At 59.2% G+C, this 20,533-nt stretch carries 23 protein-coding genes; 9 read left to right on the forward strand and 14 right to left on the reverse strand.

The window, feature by feature from the left end; all coding sequences use genetic code 11:
• Positions 1-588: 588 nt before the first annotated feature.
• From DW003_RS05000 to DW003_RS05025, 6 genes are read right to left on the reverse strand one after another with little or no spacing between them, the layout of a single operon-like run.
• On the reverse strand, positions 589-2,025 hold the full coding sequence (locus DW003_RS05000) for a sensor histidine kinase KdpD (protein WP_118387906.1): 1,437 nt from the start codon (positions 2,023-2,025) through the stop codon (positions 589-591).
• On the reverse strand, positions 2,013-2,675 hold the full coding sequence (locus tag DW003_RS05005; protein ID WP_117770652.1) for a response regulator transcription factor: 663 nt from the start codon (positions 2,673-2,675) through the stop codon (positions 2,013-2,015). The genes DW003_RS05000 and DW003_RS05005 overlap by 13 nt, the downstream gene beginning before the upstream one ends.
• 44 nt (positions 2,676-2,719) lie before the next feature.
• Positions 2,720-2,878 carry a hypothetical protein gene (locus DW003_RS09930; protein WP_158573185.1) on the reverse strand — a complete coding sequence of 53 codons (159 nt, stop codon included), beginning with the start codon at positions 2,876-2,878 and terminating at the stop codon, positions 2,720-2,722.
• A 16-nt stretch (positions 2,879-2,894) separates the two neighbouring features.
• Positions 2,895-3,710 (reverse strand): lantibiotic ABC transporter permease, encoded by an 816-nt coding sequence (locus DW003_RS05015; protein ID WP_118387910.1) that lies wholly within the window; start codon positions 3,708-3,710, stop codon positions 2,895-2,897.
• Entirely contained in the window at positions 3,710-4,480 is a 771-nt protein-coding gene (locus DW003_RS05020) for a hypothetical protein (RefSeq protein ID WP_117797797.1), read from the reverse strand. The genes DW003_RS05015 and DW003_RS05020 overlap by 1 nt, the downstream gene beginning before the upstream one ends.
• A complete protein-coding gene (locus DW003_RS05025) occupies positions 4,477-5,205 on the reverse strand; it encodes a lantibiotic protection ABC transporter ATP-binding protein (RefSeq protein ID WP_118387912.1) in 729 nt (242 codons plus the stop codon). The genes DW003_RS05020 and DW003_RS05025 overlap by 4 nt, the downstream gene beginning before the upstream one ends.
• A gap of 396 nt (positions 5,206-5,601) precedes the next feature.
• Between DW003_RS05025 and DW003_RS05030 the strand changes: the two genes are divergently transcribed.
• The 6 genes from DW003_RS05030 (at position 5,602) to DW003_RS05055 (ending at position 10,456) form a co-directional block, all read left to right on the forward strand.
• Positions 5,602-6,306: a CDP-alcohol phosphatidyltransferase family protein gene (locus DW003_RS05030; RefSeq protein WP_118387914.1), complete on the forward strand. Its 705-nt coding sequence runs from the start codon at positions 5,602-5,604 to the stop codon at positions 6,304-6,306.
• 66 nt (positions 6,307-6,372) lie between these two features.
• Positions 6,373-6,807, forward strand: a complete 435-nt coding sequence (locus DW003_RS05035; protein WP_006236002.1) for an FHA domain-containing protein — start codon at positions 6,373-6,375, stop codon at positions 6,805-6,807.
• 3 nt (positions 6,808-6,810) lie between these two features.
• Positions 6,811-7,689 (forward strand): MerR family transcriptional regulator, encoded by an 879-nt coding sequence (locus DW003_RS05040; RefSeq protein WP_117757797.1) that lies wholly within the window; start codon positions 6,811-6,813, stop codon positions 7,687-7,689.
• A gap of 40 nt (positions 7,690-7,729) precedes the next feature.
• Complete coding sequence (locus tag DW003_RS05045) at positions 7,730-8,260, forward strand: adenine phosphoribosyltransferase (protein ID WP_117757798.1); 531 nt, start codon at positions 7,730-7,732, stop codon at positions 8,258-8,260.
• 32 nt (positions 8,261-8,292) lie between these two features.
• Positions 8,293-9,414, forward strand: coding sequence for an NlpC/P60 family protein (locus tag DW003_RS05050; RefSeq protein ID WP_118387916.1), 1,122 nt, complete (start codon positions 8,293-8,295; stop codon positions 9,412-9,414).
• Between the two features lie 175 nt (positions 9,415-9,589).
• On the forward strand, positions 9,590-10,456 hold the full coding sequence (locus DW003_RS05055; protein WP_118387917.1) for a DegV family protein: 867 nt from the start codon (positions 9,590-9,592) through the stop codon (positions 10,454-10,456).
• 72 nt (positions 10,457-10,528) lie between these two features.
• On the opposite strand, the gene DW003_RS05060 is transcribed toward DW003_RS05055, so the two are convergent.
• Both DW003_RS05060 and DW003_RS05065 read right to left on the reverse strand, forming a co-directional pair.
• Positions 10,529-11,140, reverse strand: coding sequence for a DUF1836 domain-containing protein (locus tag DW003_RS05060; protein WP_187361898.1), 612 nt, complete (start codon positions 11,138-11,140; stop codon positions 10,529-10,531).
• Positions 11,141-11,294: 154 nt separating this feature from the next.
• Positions 11,295-12,233 carry an NAD(P)/FAD-dependent oxidoreductase gene (locus DW003_RS05065; RefSeq protein ID WP_118387919.1) on the reverse strand — a complete coding sequence of 313 codons (939 nt, stop codon included), beginning with the start codon at positions 12,231-12,233 and terminating at the stop codon, positions 11,295-11,297.
• A 118-nt stretch (positions 12,234-12,351) separates the two neighbouring features.
• On the opposite strand from DW003_RS05065, the gene DW003_RS05070 reads away from it, so the two are divergent.
• Positions 12,352-13,653: a glycosyltransferase gene (locus DW003_RS05070; RefSeq protein ID WP_118267298.1), complete on the forward strand. Its 1,302-nt coding sequence runs from the start codon at positions 12,352-12,354 to the stop codon at positions 13,651-13,653.
• A gap of 393 nt (positions 13,654-14,046) precedes the next feature.
• Here DW003_RS05070 and dut read toward each other — a convergent pair whose 3' ends face one another.
• From dut to DW003_RS05085, 3 genes are read right to left on the reverse strand one after another with little or no spacing between them, the layout of a single operon-like run.
• Positions 14,047-14,490, reverse strand: coding sequence for a dUTP diphosphatase (gene dut, locus DW003_RS05075; protein ID WP_117877489.1), 444 nt, complete (start codon positions 14,488-14,490; stop codon positions 14,047-14,049).
• A 4-nt stretch (positions 14,491-14,494) separates the two neighbouring features.
• Positions 14,495-14,938 (reverse strand): transcriptional regulator NrdR, encoded by a 444-nt coding sequence (gene nrdR / locus DW003_RS05080; protein ID WP_022093781.1) that lies wholly within the window; start codon positions 14,936-14,938, stop codon positions 14,495-14,497.
• Between the two features lie 51 nt (positions 14,939-14,989).
• A complete protein-coding gene (locus tag DW003_RS05085) occupies positions 14,990-15,439 on the reverse strand; it encodes a LysM peptidoglycan-binding domain-containing protein (RefSeq protein WP_158551612.1) in 450 nt (149 codons plus the stop codon).
• Positions 15,440-15,602: 163 nt separating this feature from the next.
• On the opposite strand from DW003_RS05085, the gene lexA reads away from it, so the two are divergent.
• Together lexA and DW003_RS05095 are read left to right on the forward strand one after the other, a co-directional pair.
• Positions 15,603-16,247: a transcriptional repressor LexA gene (gene lexA, locus DW003_RS05090; RefSeq protein ID WP_147330835.1), complete on the forward strand. Its 645-nt coding sequence runs from the start codon at positions 15,603-15,605 to the stop codon at positions 16,245-16,247.
• On the forward strand, positions 16,247-16,951 hold the full coding sequence (locus DW003_RS05095) for a heparan-alpha-glucosaminide N-acetyltransferase (RefSeq protein WP_118387921.1): 705 nt from the start codon (positions 16,247-16,249) through the stop codon (positions 16,949-16,951). The genes lexA and DW003_RS05095 overlap by 1 nt, the downstream gene beginning before the upstream one ends.
• Here DW003_RS05095 and hflX read toward each other — a convergent pair.
• The 3 genes from hflX to miaB are packed head-to-tail and all read right to left on the reverse strand — an operon-like array spanning position 16,936 to position 20,533.
• Positions 16,936-18,225 carry a GTPase HflX gene (gene hflX / locus DW003_RS05100; RefSeq protein WP_118334521.1) on the reverse strand — a complete coding sequence of 430 codons (1,290 nt, stop codon included), beginning with the start codon at positions 18,223-18,225 and terminating at the stop codon, positions 16,936-16,938. The two genes, DW003_RS05095 and hflX, sit on opposite strands and share 16 nt — an antisense overlap.
• The gene (gene miaA, locus DW003_RS05105) at positions 18,225-19,163 is read right to left on the reverse strand and encodes a tRNA (adenosine(37)-N6)-dimethylallyltransferase MiaA (protein ID WP_118387923.1); all 939 of its coding nucleotides are present in this window, start codon (positions 19,161-19,163) and stop codon (positions 18,225-18,227) included. Before miaA ends, hflX begins: the two co-directional genes overlap by 1 nt.
• Entirely contained in the window at positions 19,163-20,533 is a 1,371-nt protein-coding gene (miaB, locus tag DW003_RS05110) for a tRNA (N6-isopentenyl adenosine(37)-C2)-methylthiotransferase MiaB (RefSeq protein WP_118387925.1), read from the reverse strand. Before miaB ends, miaA begins: the two co-directional genes overlap by 1 nt.

The raw sequence follows: 20,533 nt of genomic DNA on the forward strand, positions 1-20,533 counted from the left end.
ATTTAGTGCCTGACCTTTTTTGTTTTAAGCAATTGCTTAATTTTCAGTAAGCAACAGGGTGCCAAAAATCTACCTACGCGATAATCGCCTTTTGCGGCTACTTGCGCGTTTTGCACGCGCTTGAGCCGATTTATTAACGCGATATGAATCTACATACGCGTAGCTGGTATGCAGCCGAGTACAGGCTGTATTTATCGCGGCGATTAACACAGATATAGCGACTATAACGGACAAGCATGTCGCTGTATTTATTCCAGTAGTTCACTTGATCGGTGGACAAGTGGGCCGTTGCAACGAAACGCCAAGCGGGATGGGCTCTATACGAGGACGCCGCAGGGTAATGGCGGGGGAGTGCGGTGGGCGCTCTGAGAGCCGCTGTGTGACCCCATGTCTCCTTAACTCGATAATTTGTGTTTGAAGCCACGAATCGGTCGAGCAATTGCCAAAAGAAAGGCCCATGCAGGATTGCACGGGCCTTACATCAGATCAAATTTGAGCTAGAAGCACCAAATGGGGCAGACGCAACACCATCTCGTCGCGGCCTCGGCGAGCGACATATCGCAGTCGAGGTAGACATCGAGGAAATCGTCAGATCCCGCACAGGGGGACCGCGATGGTGACCACCGCGCCGCCCGAGGGGCTGTTGGCGAGCAAGACGGAGCCCCCGTGGGCGCTCGCGGCCTCGGAGGCGACGTGGAGGCCGAGCCCGTAGTGGCGGCCTCCGTCGCGCGAGGAGCGGGACGAGTCGTCTGTGAAGAGGCGCTCGCAGCCGCGTTCGAGGGCGGCGGGAGAAAAGCCCGGTCCGTCGTCGGCCACCTCGATGACGAGGTGTCCGCCCGCGACGTCGCAGGAGACCGCCACGCGCGAGCGCGCGTGCTCGGCGGCGTTGGCCACGAGGTTCGCGGCGGCTCGCGCCAGGGCGGTTCGGTCGAGTAGGGCCTCGGGCGCGCCCGCGACAGCGGGGCCCGTGGCCGCGTTGAGCGTCACGCCTCGCGCCCGGGCGATCTGGGCGGCCTCGGCGAGGACCTGTTCGCAGAGCTCGGCCGGCCGCATGGGGGCCCTCTCCGCCCCGCCGGACCCGCGCGAGGCCTCGATGAGCAGGCGCACGTAGTCGTCGAGCCTTTCGACACTGCCGGCTATGTCGCTCGCGGCGGCCGCGAGGTCGGCGTCTTTCTCGTCTTCCAGCTCCTCCGCCACGAAGTCGGCGTTGGCGCGCAGCACAGTAAGCGGCGTCTTGAGGTCGTGGGCGATCGACGTCATCTGCTCGCGCTGCCCCCGCTCCGCGGCCCAGCGGGCCTCGAGCGACTCGGCGAGGGAGGCCCGCATGGCGTCCATCGCGGCGAGGACGTCGTTCACCTCGCGCACATTGGTGCTGCCGACCGCGAAGTCGAGCTCTCCCGCGCCGACGCGCCCCGCCGCCTCCGCGAGCGGCGCCATCTTGCGCGAGATCACGCGGCTCGCACGACGCGCCACGAGCGCGAGCGCGAGCGCGCTTCCCACAGCGGCGCCGACGAGCATGAGGTTCTGCGGGTTGGGAAGCAGGCTGGCGAGATCGCGCGAGACCCACTGCGGCAGGTACTCGCTGACGAGTGCGCAGGCCCCGCCGCCCTTGAGCGGGAACGCAGCGTAGGTGAAGCCCGAGCCCCCGCCCTCGATCTCCACTGTGCCCGGATCCGCGGCGAGTGCCGTACTGGCCATTTCCGTCGCATCCTCGAGCCGCGTGCCCTCGAGGTCTGTCATCAGCACGTATCCGTCCTTGTTCAGGATGAGGTAGCGGTAGGCCGTCGGCACGTCCTGCTGCCCGCAGACGCCGTCGCGTGCCAGGCCCTCCGCGACCTCGCGCGCATTGGCCGGCCCCCAGCTTGCCTCGTAGACGAAGCCCGCGCTGATCGCCACGGAGAGCACCATGAACGAGGCGAGCCACGCCGTGGCGACCGCCGCGAACGCGTAGGCGAAGTAGCGCGCGATGACGAAGGAGAGCGGCATGCCCCCGCGACCTCGCGCTCCGATCTTCAGAGCTGCCACTTGTACCCCATCCCCCAGACGGTCGCGATCGGATCGGCGCCGGCCTCGGAGAGTTTCCTCCGGGCGCGGCTGACCTGCATGGATATGGCCGCGTCGTCGGCGTCGCTCTCCCAGCCGAGCACCGCCTCGCGTATCTGCGCGCGGCTCATGACCTGCCCGGGGTGGCGGGCGAGGTACTCGCAGATGGCGTACTCGGTGGGCGTGAGCGGCACGGCCTCGCCGCCCACGGCGAGGCCGCGCGCCCCGAGGTCGATCCGCACCTCCCCGAAGGAGAGGGCGTGCGAGCGCGGCCGGCGCTCACGGCGTAGATGGGCCGCGACCTTGGCGCGCAGTTCCGCGGCCCCGAAGGGCTTGCGGACGTAGTCGTCGGCGCCCAGGCCGTAGGCGGCCACGGCATCCTCCTCAGCCACGCGCGCGGTCAGGAAGACGATGGGGCCGTCGAAGTCCGGGCGTATCTGCCGCACGAGCTCGAAGCCGTCAAGCCCCGGCATCATGACGTCGCAGAGCACGAGGTCGAAGCGCGAGAGGTCCATCCCCGGGACCGCCGTCGGGTCCGCCGCCCTGACGACCTCATGGCCGTCGCGGCCGAGGACGCGCGCGAGCGCATCGAGGATCGCCCGTTCATCATCCACTGCCAGTATCCTCGCCATGTTGACCTCCTGAAACTCTCGTCGGAATTGTACTAGCGCCGCGCTCAGCGGTCCAGAGCCCTGCGCGCAGCCGCGGGCGCCCACATGGCGATCTCAGGGTTGGGCAGCACGCGGTCTGCGATCGAGCGCAGCGCCGACCCCCAGCCGGCGTCGAGCAGGGCATTCCCGCCCAGAAGGAGCGCTGCGGAGAGGAGGGCGAGCATGGCGGCGAGCGGCCTCCTACGCATCTGCCCTCCCGTCCTCGAAGCGGCAGAACCAGGCGAGAAGGACGGCGTCGGCTGCCAGGGTGAGCACGAGGCCAGCGAGCGCAGTCGTGAGGAGTGGGCCCGCCGCGCGTACGGCGTCGATGAAGGCCTCAACCCCGAGCGACCCCAGGCGCGCGGGCCAGGCGAGCGGCACCCAGCTCAGGGGCGTCACCAGGGCACCGGTGAGCTCGCCGGTCATGAGGCCGTGCGCAAGTCCGCCCACCGAGAAGAACGCGAGGAGCGTCCCCGCCGCGCCGCCGCCGATGGCGGCGTTGCGGCCGAGGCGCAGGGCCACGCCGAGCCCCAGCGCGTAGAGGGGCAAGCTGCCCAGCACGATGCCCGCCCAGGCGGCCGCAAGCGGAGCGGGCCCGAGCGGCAGGCGTCCGGCGACGGCGAGCGCGCCCCCGAACACGCTGAGCGCCACGGCCAGCGCGCCCGCGCCGAGCGCCGCAAGGGCGAGCAGCTTCGCCGCGACGGCGCGCCCTCGCGAGGGGACCGCCGTGAGGTTGGTGAGGCGCCCGGCAGCGCGCTCCTCGTCCACGGCGAGCCCGCAGACGATGGCGGACATGAGCGGCATGAGGGCGCCGAGGAACTGGGCGTAGGCGTCCGCGCCCAGCGCCGGGTCCCATCGGGTTACGGAGAAGTACTCGCCGCAGGCAAGACCGGCTGCCAGGCCGCAGGCGAGGTGCACCGCCGAGAGCGGGGAGCGCGCCAGGCGCAGGGCCTCGGAGAGCAGGGCCCGCGAGAGAGTCATGCGCGGCGTCGGGTCGGAGAGTCGTGTCATGGCCATCACCTCTCCTCGGAGCGCGCGAACCAGGCAGCGCCCGCCGCCGTGAGCGCGGCGAACGCGAGCGCGCAGACCGCAAGGCCCGCCAGCGTGAGCATGCCGTCCGCCGCGAGCGCCCCGCCGAGCGCCATGTCCGCCGCGAGCGGCTCGCCGCTCGGCAGCACGGGGATGAAGCTCGTGGGGATGACCATGTTCGCCGACGGCGGAAAGAGCTGCGGCAGCGGCACCAACGACCAGGCGAACCCACCTACGAGTTGCGCGGCGAGCGGGCAGAAGATGCCCGCGAGCATGCCGAGCCGCGCCGTGAGGAAGAGCCCTGCGGGGATCATCCACGCCGCGGTCACCGTGTTGGCGAGCGCGCAGAGGAGCATCGTGAGCGTGCCCGCGGCCGTGAGACCCTGCGAGGAGAACGCCGATCCCGCGAGGTAGATGCCAAAGACCACGAGGTTCGAGAGCGTGCAAAGAGCGAGGCACCAGAGCGCCTTGGCCCACCAGGCTCGCCCGAGCGGGAAGCCCAGGCCCAGAAGCCCCCGCATCCGCGTGCGAGCGTCCGCCCGCGCGACGCACGCCACCACAAGCGAGAGAGACACGGGCAGGAAGAGCGCGTACCAGTAGTTCCACGCGCTAAAGATCTGCACGCCCCGGTAGGGCATCGCGCCGAGCAGCGGCATCGGCAGCGCCATGAGCACGGCCAGGCGAACCGGTGCCGCGTGGCGCGACTTCAGGGCCTCGGCGCGCAGGCCCGCGAGCAGGCCGCCTTTCTCGCCCGTCATGCCGCCACCTCCCCGCGCGCTCGTCGCCCTTCCCGGCAGAAGCTCATGAAGAGTTCCTCGAGGTCCTGCCCGGGACGAAGCGCATCCTCGTAGGCGAGGCGCCCCCCGCAGATGATGCCGATGGTGTCCGCCATCTGCTGCACCTCGGAGAGGATGTGGCTCGAGACGATCACCGTCGTACCCGCCGCCGCGAAGCCGCGGATCTGGTCGCGCAGCTCCTCGATGCCGATGGGGTCGAGACCGTTGGTGGGCTCATCGAGCACGAGCAGGCGTGGCCGGGCGATCAGCGCCAGCGCGAGCCCCAGGCGCTGCCGCATGCCCATCGAGAAGCGCCCGGTGCGCTTCTTCCCGGTGTCCGCGAGGTCCACGGCGGCGAGCACCTCATCTATGCGGCTCTCGGGAAGGCCCAGCAGCGTGGTGCGCACGCGCAGGTTCTCGCGCGCGGTGAGGTTGGGGTAGAGCGGCGCCTCCTCGATGAGGCTGCCGATTGCGTAGAGGTCCTCGCGGCGCCAGGCGTGCCCGGCAAAGAGGATCTCCCCGGCCGTCGGCCGCAGCATCCCGCAGATCATCTTGAGCGTTGTCGACTTGCCGGCGCCGTTGGGGCCGAGCAGCCCGTACACCTCGCCCTCGCGGATATGAAGGCTCACGTCGGCCACGGCGTCCTGCGCCTGGTCGCCGCGGCCGAAGCGCTTGGTGAGCCCGCGCGTCTCGAGCATGTAACCCATGGGTTCGTCCTTTCTCTTCCGGGCGCGCGGGCCGAATCGCCGTGCCCGCGCGCCTTACCTTTCGGGTTCACCATCCATGGTGGGACGCGTTTCTAACGAATCCGTAACGGCCGTTGGGTTCTTTTGGCGCAAACTCTTCTCGACCCGCACATCATGATTAATTTGCTTGAGGCAACAACTTTCCCGATCGATGTAATCACCGAATCAAAACGTGTACGTCAACCTCCAAAAACGACATTTTTCGACATGTTTGGAGACTGATGTACACGAATGCGAAAATCCCCGCCGCCCATAAGCGCCCTCCACATGTCTGGACTCTCTATGCTTACGCTGGATAGACATCGCCGGAACGGGTATAGTATCGAAAGTTTTGTCGTTAACCAGCGGGGGAGTCCTGTGGGCATCAAAAAGAAGATCAAAAAGGAGCTTATCGGCACTTCCGATTACCCGTCGAATAAGATCTTTACGGTCTCCAATTTCATCACCTTTACGCGCCTGATCCTCACGCTCGTCTTCCTGTACCTGTTTGTGACGGACAACAACCGTGTCGTCGCCATTGTCATCTATGCCATCGCGGCCTCCACCGACTGGATGGACGGTCAGATTGCCCGCATGACCAAAACGGTCTCATGGCTCGGCAAGGTCATGGATCCCATTTGTGACCGCGCGCTGCTGTTCACCGGCGTCTTGGGGCTGGTGGTCCGCGGAGAGCTGCCCATCTGGGTCTGCGTGCTCATTATTGGCCGCGACATCTATCTGGGCATTGGCACGCTTATCGTGCGTCATTATCACCGTCGCCCCATCGATGTCGTCTTTCCCGGAAAGATTGCCACTGCACTGCTCATGACCGGCTTCTCGCTCATGCTGCTCGGGTTCCCCGTTATTGACGGCCTGCATCTTTTACCTTCAACCCTTACGGCCTTCCCGGGCCTCAACGGAAGCTCGGTGCCCCTCGGCATCTTCTTTGTGTACGGCGGCGTGATCTTCTCCATGCTCACGGCTGTCATCTATTCCATTAAGGGCGGAGTGGCCATTAAACAGGCTCTCGCGCATCCCGAGGACGAGGACATCGACTTTCTGAACCCCGAAATCGAAGACTGATTCGTTGGGGTATGATTACGTACGGTTCATTATTTGCGGCACGTCCGCGATAAGTTAGGGGTTGTCATGGACAACATGGTTAACAATATGCCTCAGAATGATAAGACTGCTGACGCTACCTGCGTATTCCGCGTGCCTTCAAGCGACGTCACCGTTCCCGACCTCATGGCCAACGTGCGCATCACCGCCCCCGTTCTGTCCATCGTCAAGGGTCCGCAGACTGGTGCCGCCTTTGAACTCGAGGACGACGTGACCACCATCGGCCGCGATCCTGCGAACGGCATCTTCCTCAATGACATGACCGTTTCGCGCAGCCACGCGCGCATTATTCGCGAGGGCCTCGGCGCCCGCATCGAGGACCTGGGCTCGCTCAATGGCACCTGGGTCGACGGTGCCATTGTCAACGCGGCCCCGCTGCACGACGGTTCTTCCGTTCAGATCGGTACGTTTACGCTCATCTACCACGAGAGCACGCCGGAGCGCATCGAAACCGGTGAGTAGGGCATGGCCGAACGCAACTATCTGAGTATCGGCCAAGTCGTCAACCTACTTCGAGGCGCATACCCCGATCTTTCGAACTCAAAAATTAGATTTCTAGAAGATGAGGGGCTCATTACCCCTCATCGTACGCCTAAGGGATACCGTCAGTACTCCAAGGAGGACGTTGATCGCCTGGAGGTCATTCTGCACCTGCAGAAGACTCGCTACATGCCGCTCAACGTGATTAAGCAGCGCTTGGAAAACGCCACGGACCTGTCAACGCTCGCCTACGAGGTGGGCTTGCTGTCCGATGTTCCGCTCAAGACGGAGCCCAAGGAGACTAAACAAAAGCTGCATCCCATCGAGACCATTCCCGATATGTTGGGCGTCGAGATCTCGTTTATCCGCTCGCTCGCCGAGAACGACCTCATTCGCATCATCAAGAGTCCGCAGAACCGTGAGCTCGTCGATGGTCGCGATTTTCCAATCATCCGCTACTGCTCCGAGCTGTCACGCTTCCATATCGAGCCGCGCAACCTGCGTCAGTACGTGTCTTCCGCCAACCGCGAGTCCTCGATGTTTGAGCAGGTGCTCGTGAGCATGCTCGGAATGGATACCTCCGATGACGAGCGCGACGCCAAGCTCGAGCGTGCGTTTAAGAAGCTTCACGACCTCACCGAGGGTGTGCATACGGCACTGCTCAAGAACCGCGTTTTTGAGTCGCTCAACGCCGTGGTCGAGGATGCCGACATCGATGCACTCGATGAAGAAATCGCTCGCTCCGAGTCCACCAAGGCCAAAAACGAAGAAACTGCCGCGCCGGCTTCACACGAGGATTCTCTCGTAAAGCCGCTCAAGGTTGTCGCCCCTTCGCAATCCGACACTGTCACCGCGGGCAAATAACAGCTACCGCTTATCCGGCAACCCATTGAAAGGTCATGCAATGTACGACTTCGAATCTCAAATCGTCGACATCCCCGACTATCCCGAGCCCGGAGTCATCTTCAAAGACATTACGCCGCTCTTTGGCAATCCCGAGGCGCTCAAAGCCATGACCGATGCCCTCGCCGAGCACTTTGCCGGCATGGGGATCACCAAGGTCGTGGGTCCCGAGGCCCGTGGCTTTATGGTTGGCGTACCGGTGGCTGTGGCCCTTGGTGCCGGCTTTGTTCCCGCACGTAAACCGGGCAAGCTACCCCGCAAGACGGTGAGCCAGAGCTATGAGCTCGAATACGGCACCGACTCTATCGAGATCCATGCCGATGCCATTACCTCTAAAGATACCGTGTTGATTCTGGACGACTTGGTCGCGACGGGCGGAACCGTCGAGGCAACAGGTAAACTTGTGCGAGATATGGGCGCAAAGCTTGTGGGCTACGGGTGTATCCTTGAGCTTGCGTTTCTCAACCCGCGCGAGAAGCTCACGCCGACTGACGACGATGTTGAGCTCTTTAGCCTGGTGACGGTGGACTAGCCGTTACCCTTAGTTACTGGAAAGGAAGCTACATGCGCACAGCAAACACGCACAAAAACATGGCACGCTGCGCTGCTACGGCAACCCTCGCTTGTGTTTTGGGCTTGGGCCTCGCGGCTCCTGCCTACGCCGATACCGCATCCGACCTTGCCGCTGCTCGTACGAAGCTCGAGCAGATCGGTACCCAAACCCAGCAGATTTACGATGATCTCGCCACGCAGACGCAGGCGCTCGATCAGACTGCTGGCGAGATCACGCAAAAGCAGCAGGAGATCGCTGACGGTCAGGCCAAGCTCTCGACCTATGTCGCCGGCGAGTACAAAACCGGCGGTCTGAGCCTGCTTCAGGTTCTGACCGGCGTCGATGACCTGAGCGATATGCTCAACCGTCTGTTCTACTACGGCAAAGTTTCCGATAAGCAGGCTCAGACCATTCAAGAGGTCAAGGAGCTTAAGCAGCAGCTCACCGATAAGCAGGCCGAGCAGGAGAAGAACGTCGCCACCACGCAAAAGAAGGTCGATGAGCTTAACGCCCAGCAGGCTGAAGCCCAGAGTGTCGTGAACTCCCTGGATTCACAGTTGCAGGCCGAGCTTGCTGCCGAGGCCCAGGCCAACGCCGCGCTGCAGGCTGGCATAAATGCTAGCACCGCCGAAAAGGCCACGGTGAGCAACGACACCGCCGGTACGAGCGAGAACACCAACAAGGGTGGCGGTACGACCAACGACGGCGGCGGAAACACGCCCGCGCCCGCTCCCACTCCGCAGCCCCCGACGCCCGCTCCGGCTCCGGCTCCGGCTCCGACGCCTTCCGCACCGAGCCAGTCCGTTGACGGCGGTTCCGTTGTTTCGCGTGCCTATAGCAAGCTCGGATACGCTTACTCTTGGGGTGGCATTGGGCCGAACAGCTTTGACTGCTCCGGTTTTGTAGGCTATTGCCTCACGGGACGCTACTGCCGTCTGGGCACCACGGTCGACTTCATGGGTTGGACCCGTGTGTCCGATCCGCAACCCGGCGATGTTGTGGTTAACTCCTACCATACCGGCATCTATATCGGTAATGGTCAGATGATCCATGCTTCCGACTACAAAACGGGCGTCATCATCAGTTCCGTCGCAGCCGGTATGAACAACAACTACATTTTCGTGCGCTACTAAGTCACTCTGTATAGCGAACGAAGGTGAACCTCGTGGCCTTTGAGCTGCGAGGTTCATTTATTTATGACCGTGCTCCATACATGATCCTAATGTGCTAGTTTTCAATACTAGATGCACGCTTCATCGGTGAGCAATATAGCTATAATGATTGAGAAGCATATAGAAAGGACCCTCTATGAGCTGGGCACTTATCTCCGATTCGAGCTGTAACCTCCGCGATTGGCAACCGACCGCGCCCCATACCACCTTTGCATTTGCACCCCTCAAAATTCGAGTGGGGGAGCGCGAGTTCGTCGATGACCTCACGCTCGACGTTCACGAACTCAATTGCGCCGTGCAGGCGGAGTCGAGCGCTTCTTCGAGCGCCTGTCCGAGCGTAGGCGAGTGGACCGAACTCTTTAGGCTTGCCGACAAGACGATTTGTATGCCCATCTCGGAGGGCGTATCGGGGAGCTATAACGCCGCCGCCACGGCACGCGATTTGGTTCTTGCCGAGGAGCCGAACCGTCAAATTCATTTGGTCAATTCACGCGGAGCCGGCGGCAAAATGGACCTGATCTTACTGCTGTTCGACCGGTATCTTGCAAGCAATCCGGATGTCTCATTCGAGGACGCTTGCGCATACTTCAATAGCCTTGAGCAGAACAGCAAAATCCTCTTCAGCTTGTGCAATTACGAAAACCTGGCCAAAGCCGGACGTATCCCTAAGGCAGCCGGCGTCATTGCCAACAAGCTCAATATCCGCATTTTGGGCACGGCGAGCGAAGCGGGCAAAATTGAACTCGTTGGGCACACCCGCGGCGAAAAGAAGATGCTCACCAAGATTGTCGACACCATGGAGGCCGCAGGCTTTACCGGCGGCGAGGTCGTTATCGACCATGTCGAGAATGAGGCGGGCGCCCAAGCACTTGCCAGCCGCATTGTGGAGCATTGGCCCGGCTCCAAGACGATTATCATGCCCTGTAACGGGCTAGATTCATACTATGCCGAGATGCACGGCCTCATTATCGGCTACGGTATGGGCGTGGCGTCGGGCCGATAATATCCAACTAGACAAACGTATGGGCGGGATAAGGAGCCATTGGCTCTTTATCCCGCCCATCTTATACCTCGGTTAGCTATTAAACCCATTGAACTTGAGATAGCTCATCAGATACGCCTTCGAAACGAAGGACGATACCGCACTGCGCACGAGCAACGATTCGCGCGTAACCTGATGTGCGGTATCGGGCACGGGAGTCTGCTCAACAGAAAACGCCGCACGAATCGATGCCTCGAGCTGATCGACAACATAATCGAAAGCCGTGGGAGCGTCGTAGCTCAAGCGCTGAATATTAAAGAGCGCCTGAACCGCAGCGATGGGCAGCACCTGCTTAAAGATACAAATGGCGATGAGACGCGCAATCTGCTCACGGCCATACTGCTTTTTAACCGGAGCAGGAACGAGGCCGACCTTTACGTAGTTATTGATCATCGATGGCGTGATAACGGGTTGCTCTACGCAAATCGAAAGCGGCTCCATCCACAGCGCAACATATTCAATAACCTGATCGCGATAGAGCGTTACGTTGGGCAGCTGGTCATAGCGTGGCAGGCTCAACGCGTTGAGTTTACCCACCATATCGGACTGAATAAATGCATCCGGCAGAACCGTCGGCTGAATATCCTCAGGCTTAATGCTGACCGACGTATCGGACATCGGGATAACATGTTTAGCATGGTTCATAAGAGGCCCCCGTTCGTTTTCTATATTGTATTCTAGGTTATATAGTTTTGCATACTACATAGCCGCAAAGTAAAAGTGGTTGGACGGCACATTGATGCACTGTCCAACCACTATGTTTAAAGATAGCAACCTTACATAAGATATATTATCGTACTTATCCACGGAGAAACGCGTATGCGCTCGTTGCCGCTATGGCTCCATCAGAAACGGCGGTCACAACCTGGCGTAAGCGCTTGGAACGGATGTCGCCAGCGGCAAATAGACCAGGTGTACGGGTGGCCATCGAATCGTCGGTGACAATGCCGCCATCAGGCGCCAGATCGACTAGATGCTCAACAAGCTCGGTATGGGGCTGCGTTCCGGTAAAAACAAAGATGCCAAACGAGCCGGGCTCAAATGACTCGGTATGAGTCTCGCCGGATGCATTGTCCTTAAAGGTAATCGTCGTTGGCATGGCTTCGCCCGATAGCTCCACAATACTAGTTTGGTACCTAACTGTAATATTGTCCTTTGCGAGTACTTTCTGAACAACACCATCGGGCGCACGGAACTGGTCGCGGCGCAGCACGATGGTCACACTGTTGGCAATGTCGGACAGGAACAGAGCCTCTTCGCATGCCGAATTGCCACCACCGATTACAAAAACCTGCTTGCCGCGGAAAAACATGCCGTCACATGTTGCGCAATATGAAACGCCACGACCGCGATACGTATCCTCGCCTGCGAAACCTGCCGGACGCGGCGTGGCACCCATGCAAGCGATAACGCTCGGGGCCAGCGTATCGCCCATATCGTGATGCACCGTAAACAACGCTGCATCGGCATCGTAATCGACACCCGTAACCATGCTCCATGCAACCTGTGCTCCCAGGCCCTCTGCATGCTGCTGAAAACGCTCGCCGAGTTCGGCGCCACTCAGGAGCGAGATACCCGGATAGTTCTCGACCTCATTGGTTGTGGCGATCTGCCCTCCCGACATGCCCTGCTCAATCACGGTCGTCGTCAGGTTAGCACGCGCAGCATAAATGGCGGCAGCATAGCCCGCGGGGCCGCCACCGATAATCGCAACATCGATCGGCTTATCGGTAGTCATGAAGCGTCCTTTCGTCGAAACGTTGTCGTTCTTTGCGCTCATACCCAAATTTACGTGAACGTGACACTCATGCACTACAATGATAAATCCGTATTACAAAGCTGAAGGGGAGTTATCGATGGACCAGGCGCAGACGAGTGACGACGCTCCCCTGCTCACGCACAGCACTCCCCAATCGGAGCAAACCACGCTCCTGGCTCAGCAAAAACCTCTCGTGACCATCGTGCACGCCTCCGTTGGCTCGGGCCACAAGGCCGCCGCAAATGCGATTGCGCAGGCATTCGACCTCATCCGCGGCACCAATGGCATCCCCGAGGATATTGAGATTGAAGTGCTCGATATCCTTGATTTTGGACGTATTAAATTCGACGGCAATAAGACCGCGGCTTCTTTTACGGGAGCCACGCGCCCCATTTACGACCTGACCTGGCGATATACGCTTACGGGACATCTTCTCTGGGGTGGCGGAACGGCATGGTCGCGAATTATGTTCCCCGCCTTCAACGAATATATTCGTAGCCGCAGGCCCATAGCCGTGGTTGCAACGCACATCACAGCAGCCAATGTTGCCGTGGGCGCCCGCGTAATTACGGGTATCGATTATCCGGTCATCTGCGTACCGACCGACTACGAAGTCGAGGGATGGTGGCCCCACAAGGACACCGATTTATTCTGTGTTGCCAACGAATTTATGGCCGAAACGCTGCGTCCGCGCAAGGTGCTCGAAACAAAGATTCGCATTACCGGCATTCCTATTCGCGCCGGATTCGACACGGATTATGATCGCGAAGAAGAGCTAGCTAAGTTCAACCTCCCCACCGACAAGACCGTCGTGCTGGTAATGGCCGGTGCCAGCTTGCCTCAACCGTACGTTCGCTTTCGCGCGGAGATGGACCGCACCCTCCCCTTCCTACGCAGCTTCGAAGACATGCACTTTGTCTTTTTGCCGGGCAAGGATAAGGAATACGCCGCCCGCCTCAAGACACTCTTCGATGCCATGAAGCTCGAAAATGTCACGGTGCTGGACTATGTCGACGACATGGCGGCCCTCATGCACGGCTGCGACCTGGCAATTCTCAAATCGGGCGGACTCACCGTCACCGAATGCCTGTGCGCACACCTGCCGATGATCCTGCTGGGCAAGTCCTATGGCCAGGAAAAGGCCAACACCACCATGCTCACCGGCATGGGCGCCAGCATGCATGTCACCACCGCACGAGAGCTCATCGTGACGTTGCGTCATCTCCACGATCATCCTGAGTCGCTCAAGGCACTGCTCATCAACGGCGAAGTACTACGCCGCCCCCACGCAGCCGAAGACATAGCCATCGCAACCATGGAGCTCGTAGGCAAACCCCAAAAGCGCAAACGAGCCTTCTGCCGCTTCTACTGGGGCGAAAAACCTGCGCATATCAGGTAGCGTCTTAATGTCCGCTTTCCTGTGGGAGGCCCCTATATATCATCCCGTGCTCAAACATTCTCGCTTCGCTGCGAAACTGCGCGCGGGACGATATATAGGGGCCTCCCGCAGGTAAGCTGCGTTAACGTACCAGCGGCTATACCAGATTCCCCACCAGTAGAATCTGCAGAGGGGAACCAGAAAATATAAATACAGTAAGTCGATGCGACAAAGGAGGCGTCCCTTCATCGCATCGACTTACTAGAAAAGTAAATATTGTTTCAAGCGAGTAGCCGCCCGCCCGGGGCTTACCTATATCGTTCCACGCGCAGTTTCGCAGCGAGCGAAGCGACGCGAGAATGGTTGAGCATGGAATGATATAGGTAAGCCCCGGGCGGGAGGGATACGGGCGCCCTAGGCGATGCCGCTGGAGCCGAAGCCTCCTTTGCCTCGGTCGGTTTCGTCTAGTTCTTCTACTTCTATGAGATTGACCGTGGGGACTTCTTGGATGACGAGTTGGGCTATGCGGTCGCCTTTATTGATTTGAATGTTATTGGAGGGATCCAGGTTGATGAGGATAACCTTGAGTTCTCCTCGGTAGTGAGCGTCGATGAGGCCCGGCGTGTTGACTATAGACAGGCCCTGCTTGATGGCCAAGCCGCTGCGGGGCTGGACGAAGCCGGCGTAGCCATCGGGCAGAGCGATGGCCAGCCCAGTAGAGACCAGACGGCGTTCGAAGGGCTTCAGGACGCAGTCCTCGTTGGAGCGCAAATCCAAGCCGGCATCAGTGGGATGGGCGTATTTGGGAAGCTCAACGGTGGGATCGAGACGCTTTATGTTGACGGTAATGTTGGACATGGAATCACCTTAGCTTGTCGAGCTCTTGCAGAAACTCATCGACGTCTTTGAAATCGCGGTAGACCGAGGCAAAGCGAATGTAGGCCACCTTGTCAATCTTGGCCAAACGCTTGAGCACCATGTCACCCAACTCATGGGACGTGACGGCCGTCAGTGTGCGAGAGCGCAACTCGACCTCGATGTCGTCGATAATCTCATTGAGCTTCTTAGTGTCAATATCGCGTTTGATGGTGGCGCGCATCAAGCCGACAAGAAGCTTATTGCGATCGAACCGCTGCTTGGTTCCATCTGACTTAATGACCTCGATAGGGTCCTCGCATCGCTCAAACGTTGTAAAGCGGTAGTTACACGAGCAACATTCGCGACGGCGCTTAATGGTGTTATTTGACTCCTGCATACGGGAATCAACGACGCGGGTATGTGCCTTGCCGCATTTGGGACAGCGCATGGTACCTCCTCTTAAACGATAATAAGGGTACCATGCGCAGCGCGATAATGATTACGAACGATCAGGAACCTTAAGATGCGCACCGGCGGCGAGCGAACCATGCTCCAGATGATTGACGCTACGGATCATGTCGGAAGTCTCTTGCGTGGAAAGGCCTTCGATTGGATATTCTTCGGCAAGCGACCAAAGAGAATCGCCAGGCTGAACGCGAATGGTCTCGTAGGTAATGTTGGAAACGGACTCGGCATACGCGGCGTGACGAGCGCTAAAGACCGACATAGCGAGGACAAAGAAGAGCGTAAGCGCAACGGCGACGGCGACAATCGTCGGAACCTTCGGGGCAACGCGGGCCGGCGCGACTACAGCCTGCTGATTGCGCGCAGGCTTTACGGTCAAAGGCTGAAAGCCGGAGCGGCCACCCTGAACAACCGTAAAAGTGGGTTCTGCAGGCGTCTCGAGCTTAAGGGCGAGGTTTCCCTGGACCATATTCGTTACGTTCATCATGTTCTCCTCTCGCGTGTTTTGCTGAGAACAGTTTTATCAAGCCGCGCGGACAAAAATGTCTAGCGCGAGAACGAATGTTCGGTTATTATTATCTTCGAACAGTTGTTCCTGTCAAGCAAAATTCGAACATTTGTTTGACATGGGTAGAGAGGATGCCCTGATGGCTCGCAAAATTACCAAGCGTCAGCAGCAAATTTACGACTTCATCAAGGAATATCAGCAGGAGAAGGGTTATCCGCCCAGCGTGCGCGAGATGGCTTCTGCCGTGGGCCTTTCCTCCCCCAGCACCGTGCACGCCCATCTCTCTGCCCTGGAGGCGCGCGGGCTACTCAAGCGCGATGCCACCAAACCGCGCGCCCTGGAACTCTTTAACGAGGATGGTTCCTCTGTCTCAATTTCTAAATCTGACGAGCCCACCGCACCTCGCGGAACGGTCTCGCTACCGCTCGTTGGTCGCGTCGCGGCTGGGATTCCCATTCTGGCCGAGCAGAATATCGAAGACACGTTTACTATCCCGACCGAAATCGCCACTGATCAGGGTTCCTTTATCCTTGAGGTGCATGGGAGCTCAATGATCAATGTCGGCATCTTCAATGGCGATTACATCATCGTCCGTGAACAAAAGAGTGCCATGAACGGCGAAATTGTCGTGGCCATGATTGATGGTTCGGCGACCGTCAAGACGTTCTACAAGGAGCAGGGGCGTGTGCGCTTGCAGCCCGAGAACGACACCATGGAACCTATCTATGCACCGAATCCCGTTATCCTGGGCAAAGTCGTCGGCTTGATGCGCCGGTTCTCGTAATGCAAAAACGCATAACCATCTTTGATACCGTCCGCGGGTTTACGATGATTTCTATGGCAGGTTTTCACGCTTGCTATGATCTCGCCTACCTGTACGGCTGGGATATGCCCTGGTTTACCCAGTCAGTCTTTCAAGACATCTGGCGCGCCAGCATCAGCTGGGTATTTTTGTTTATCGCCGGTTGGATGTGCACCCTTTCGCGCAACAATTTCAAACGTGCCGCCAAATACGCCTTAGCAGCACTCGTTGTCTGGTTGGCAACAACACTTGTCTCAGTCGACGATTCGGTTAATTTTGGCATCATCTACTGCATGGCCGCATGCACCGGCATCGTAGCGTTGACCGATCCCGTCCTTAAGAAGATAACGGCGAGATGGGGCATGCCCCTATGCCTTATGTTGTTCGCAATCACCTTGAGCATCCCCAAAACGATCTACCCTGTCCCCTACCTGGCGTGGCTGGGATTTCCGAGCCCTGGGTTTATCTCAGGTGATTACTACCCCATCATCCCGTTTATCTTTATGTATCTTGCAGGATACTTCGCCGCACACATAGCGCAGGGAATCGATAAGACCGTCCCTAGCTGGGCCTACGCCAACCCCCTGCCGGCGCTCGCCAGCCTTGGACGTCACGCTCTCCCCTTTTATCTGCTGCATCAGCCCATCATTCTGGGCATTTTAGAGCTCGTCTACTCGGTGCGATAACGCTCGAGCCGCGGTGCAATACGAGCCGGCAACTTCGCCACAATGCGAACGCCGTCCTCGAGATATTCCTCATGCAGAAGGGTTCCCTGCTCATGCACCAGCGTGATGAGAGCGCCCTCACGATACGGGATATCAGCGGAGAGCAACACATCGGTGGCAGCTGCCTCGCGAGCAATCCGGTCGACGAGATCGTCGAGCCCCTCGCCCGTTTGGGCCGAGAACAGAACGGCCTCCGGATAGCGACGACGGAAACTCAATCGATCGACGCTATCGAGAAGATCGATTTTATTGAATACGGTCAGCGTTAAACGCTCTCCGGCGCCGATCTCATCAAGCACGCGGTCGACAGCCTCCAGCTGCCGCTCATAGTCCTCGTCAGACGCATCTACGACTTTGAGAATTAGATCGGCACCCAAAACCTCGGACAGCGTCGATTTAAAGGCATCGACCAGACCATGGGGCAGCTTTTGAATAAAGCCGACGGTATCGGTAATCGTCATGCCGCGACCGCCGGGCAGACGATACGAACGCGTCGTCGGGTCGAGCGTAGCAAACAGCTTGTCCTGCGAAAGTACCGTAGAGCCGGTCAGACGATTGAGTAACGTCGATTTACCGGCATTGGTATAACCGGCTAACGCGACGCGAAACGCCGGTGACTCAATGCGACTCTTGGATTGAACATCGCGACGCCGTTCAACCTGCTTGAGCTCACGACGAAGCGCAGCGATCTTATTACGAATGAGGCGACGGTCGACCTCGAGCTGACTTTCGCCCTGACCAAAACGTGAGCCGATGCCGCCGCGCGTTTGCTCCTTGGCGAGATGGCTCCACATGCCACGCAGGCGAGGCAGCAAATATTGAAGCTGTGCCAGCTGTACCTGCAGGCGTCCCTCACGCGTCTGAGCATGCAGGCCAAAGATATCCAGGATCAGTGCTGTACGATCGATAATCTTTACCGGCTCGCCCACGGCTTTCTCCAAATAGGATTGCTGCGAGGGGGTGAGGTCGTCGTCAAAAATAACGACATCGGCATCCATGCGATGCACCAGGCCGCACAGCTCTTCAACCTTACCGGAACCGATAAACGATTTAGGATACGGCTTTACCAAACGCTGCGACAAGCGTGCCACGCACCGGGCACCAGCTGTGTGGGCAAGACGCTTCAGCTCATCAAGCGAGCGATCGAGCGGCCATGCATTGTCGCGCCACTCAACACCAACTAAAATGGCACGCTCGGGCTCGGGTGCCGTGGGAACAAGGGGGAAACGGGCCATTAGGCAGCCTCAATACGATGCAGGATATCCTCAACGACCTCATCGATCGTACATTCATCCATATCAAACCACACGATACGGTCATCGCGCTTAAACCACGAAAGCTGACGCTTGGCATAACGACGCGAACGCATCTTAATGAGTTCTCGGGCCTCATCCATGCTCATCACGCCATTGAAAGCATCAATGATCTCTTTATAGCCAATTGCCTGCATCGACGTCAGGGCATCTCCCAGACCCTGGGCCATAAGACCGCGGACCTCATCGACAAGACCCTGCTCAAACATCAGATCGACGCGCAGATTAATGCGCTCGTAGAGCACCTCGCGATTACGCGTCAGACCAAACCATAGGGCATGATAATGCTCGCGCGGAACACTAAACTGACTTTTTTGCTGTGCATAGGAGATACCATCATCATGCATCTCGAGCGCACGAATCACACGGCGCACGTTATGGGGATGAATAACAGCAGCCGATTCTGGATCGCGCTCGGCAAGCAGGGCATGCAGTTCTTCCTCGCCAATACGCTCGGCAAGCTCCTGATAGGCCGCACGGCGATCGTCCTCAAGTTCACCCGAGGGAAAGTCCATCTCATCAAGGGCAGCCTTGAGATACAGCCCCGTACCTCCGCAAAAAACCGGCAGGCAACCCGAACCAAGGAGACGTTCAACATGCGCGCGAGCGTCAGCCTGATAAAGCGCAGCAGAATATGCTACACCCGGCTCTACAATGTCGACGAGACGCAGCGGCGCCGTACACTCATCGGGCACCATCTTTGCGGTACCGATGTCCATGCCGCGATAGATTTGCATCGCATCGCACGACAGCACTTCGGACGAAAGACGAGCTGCCAAACGGTCGGCAACATCACTCTTACCAACCGCCGTCGGACCGACGATCGCAACGGCGGAAAGGCCTGCCCCGGGAGAAACCATTAGCGCGGCTCGCCCACAACGGAACCGGACAAATACCAGGTCTTGGCAACGTCAACGTTAACATCAACGATCTTGCCAACAAGCTGATCGATGCTGTAACCCTCGGGGATAGGCGCATGCACGGTCTGATTCTTGGGACTCTTGCCCAGCAGGACCGCATCGTTCTTTTTACTCGTTCCCTCAATGAGCGCGGGAACCACAGTATGAAGCTCACCCTGGTTATACTCGTGTGCCGTGGTCTCGATAACCTTAACCAGGCGATTGAAACGCTCGAGAATAACCTCATGCGGCGTAGGATCGTCAATCTCGGCGGCCGGGGTACCGGCGCGCTTGGAATAGATGAAGGTATAGGCCTGAGCATAGCGGACCGTCTCGGCAAGTGAGAGCGTCTGCTCAAAGTCTTCTTCAGTCTCGCCCGGGAAGCCAACGATAATGTCGGTCGAGAGCGCGATATCGGGCATGCGGTTGCGAATGCGATCGACCAGGCCCAGATAGTCCTCGCGTATATAACGGCGATTCATCTCTTTGAGGATCCGCGTCGAACCTGACTGGACGGCCAGGTGCAGTTGCGGCATTACGGCAGGTGTCTCGGCCATGGCGTCGATGGTCTCGGGCAGCAGGTCCTTAGGATGCGAAGACGTAAAGAAGATGCGCTCCACGCCCGTATCGCCCACGGCACGCAGCAAATCGGCAAAACGCGGCTTGCCAAACAGATCGCGACCATATGAGTTAACGTTTTGGCCCAGCAGCGTAATCTCACGCACGCCCTGGCGCACCAGACCGGTCACCTCGTCGACAATCTCCTCGAAGGGGCGGCTCTTTTCGCGACCGCGTACGTACGGCACGATGCAATAGGTGCAGAAATTATTGCAGCCTGTCATGATGGGCACCCAGGCGTGATACTGGGTCTCGCGATGCCACGGCATGCTCATGGCGTCCGTATCCTCATGCTCATTGGTGCGGATATGACGTTTACCATCAAGGAACGCCTCGGCAATGAGCTCGGCCACATGTGCAATGGAATGCGTGCCAAAGATGACATTGACGTTATCGACGTTGGTGAGCAGGCCCTCGCCATCGCGCTGCGCGATGCAACCGCCAACGGCAACCACGCGCTTGCCCGAAGGCGAAGGCGGCAGGCTTTTGCAGGAATTGCACTGACCGTACAGGCGAGTATCGGCGGCCTCGCGCACGCAGCACGTCATGAAGACAACGATATCGGCATGCGCGGGATCGAGCGCCATGAGGCAGCCATACGAATCAAGCAGACCGCTCACACGCTCGGAGTCGTGCTGATTCATCTGGCAGCCAAAGGTGCGGATAAAGTAGGTTTTACCGGCAAGAATATCGCGTACGGAACGCTGGTCCAT

Source organism: Collinsella sp. AF36-3AT, assembly GCF_003475205.1.
Taxonomy (GTDB): domain Bacteria; phylum Actinomycetota; class Coriobacteriia; order Coriobacteriales; family Coriobacteriaceae; genus Collinsella; species Collinsella aerofaciens_AF.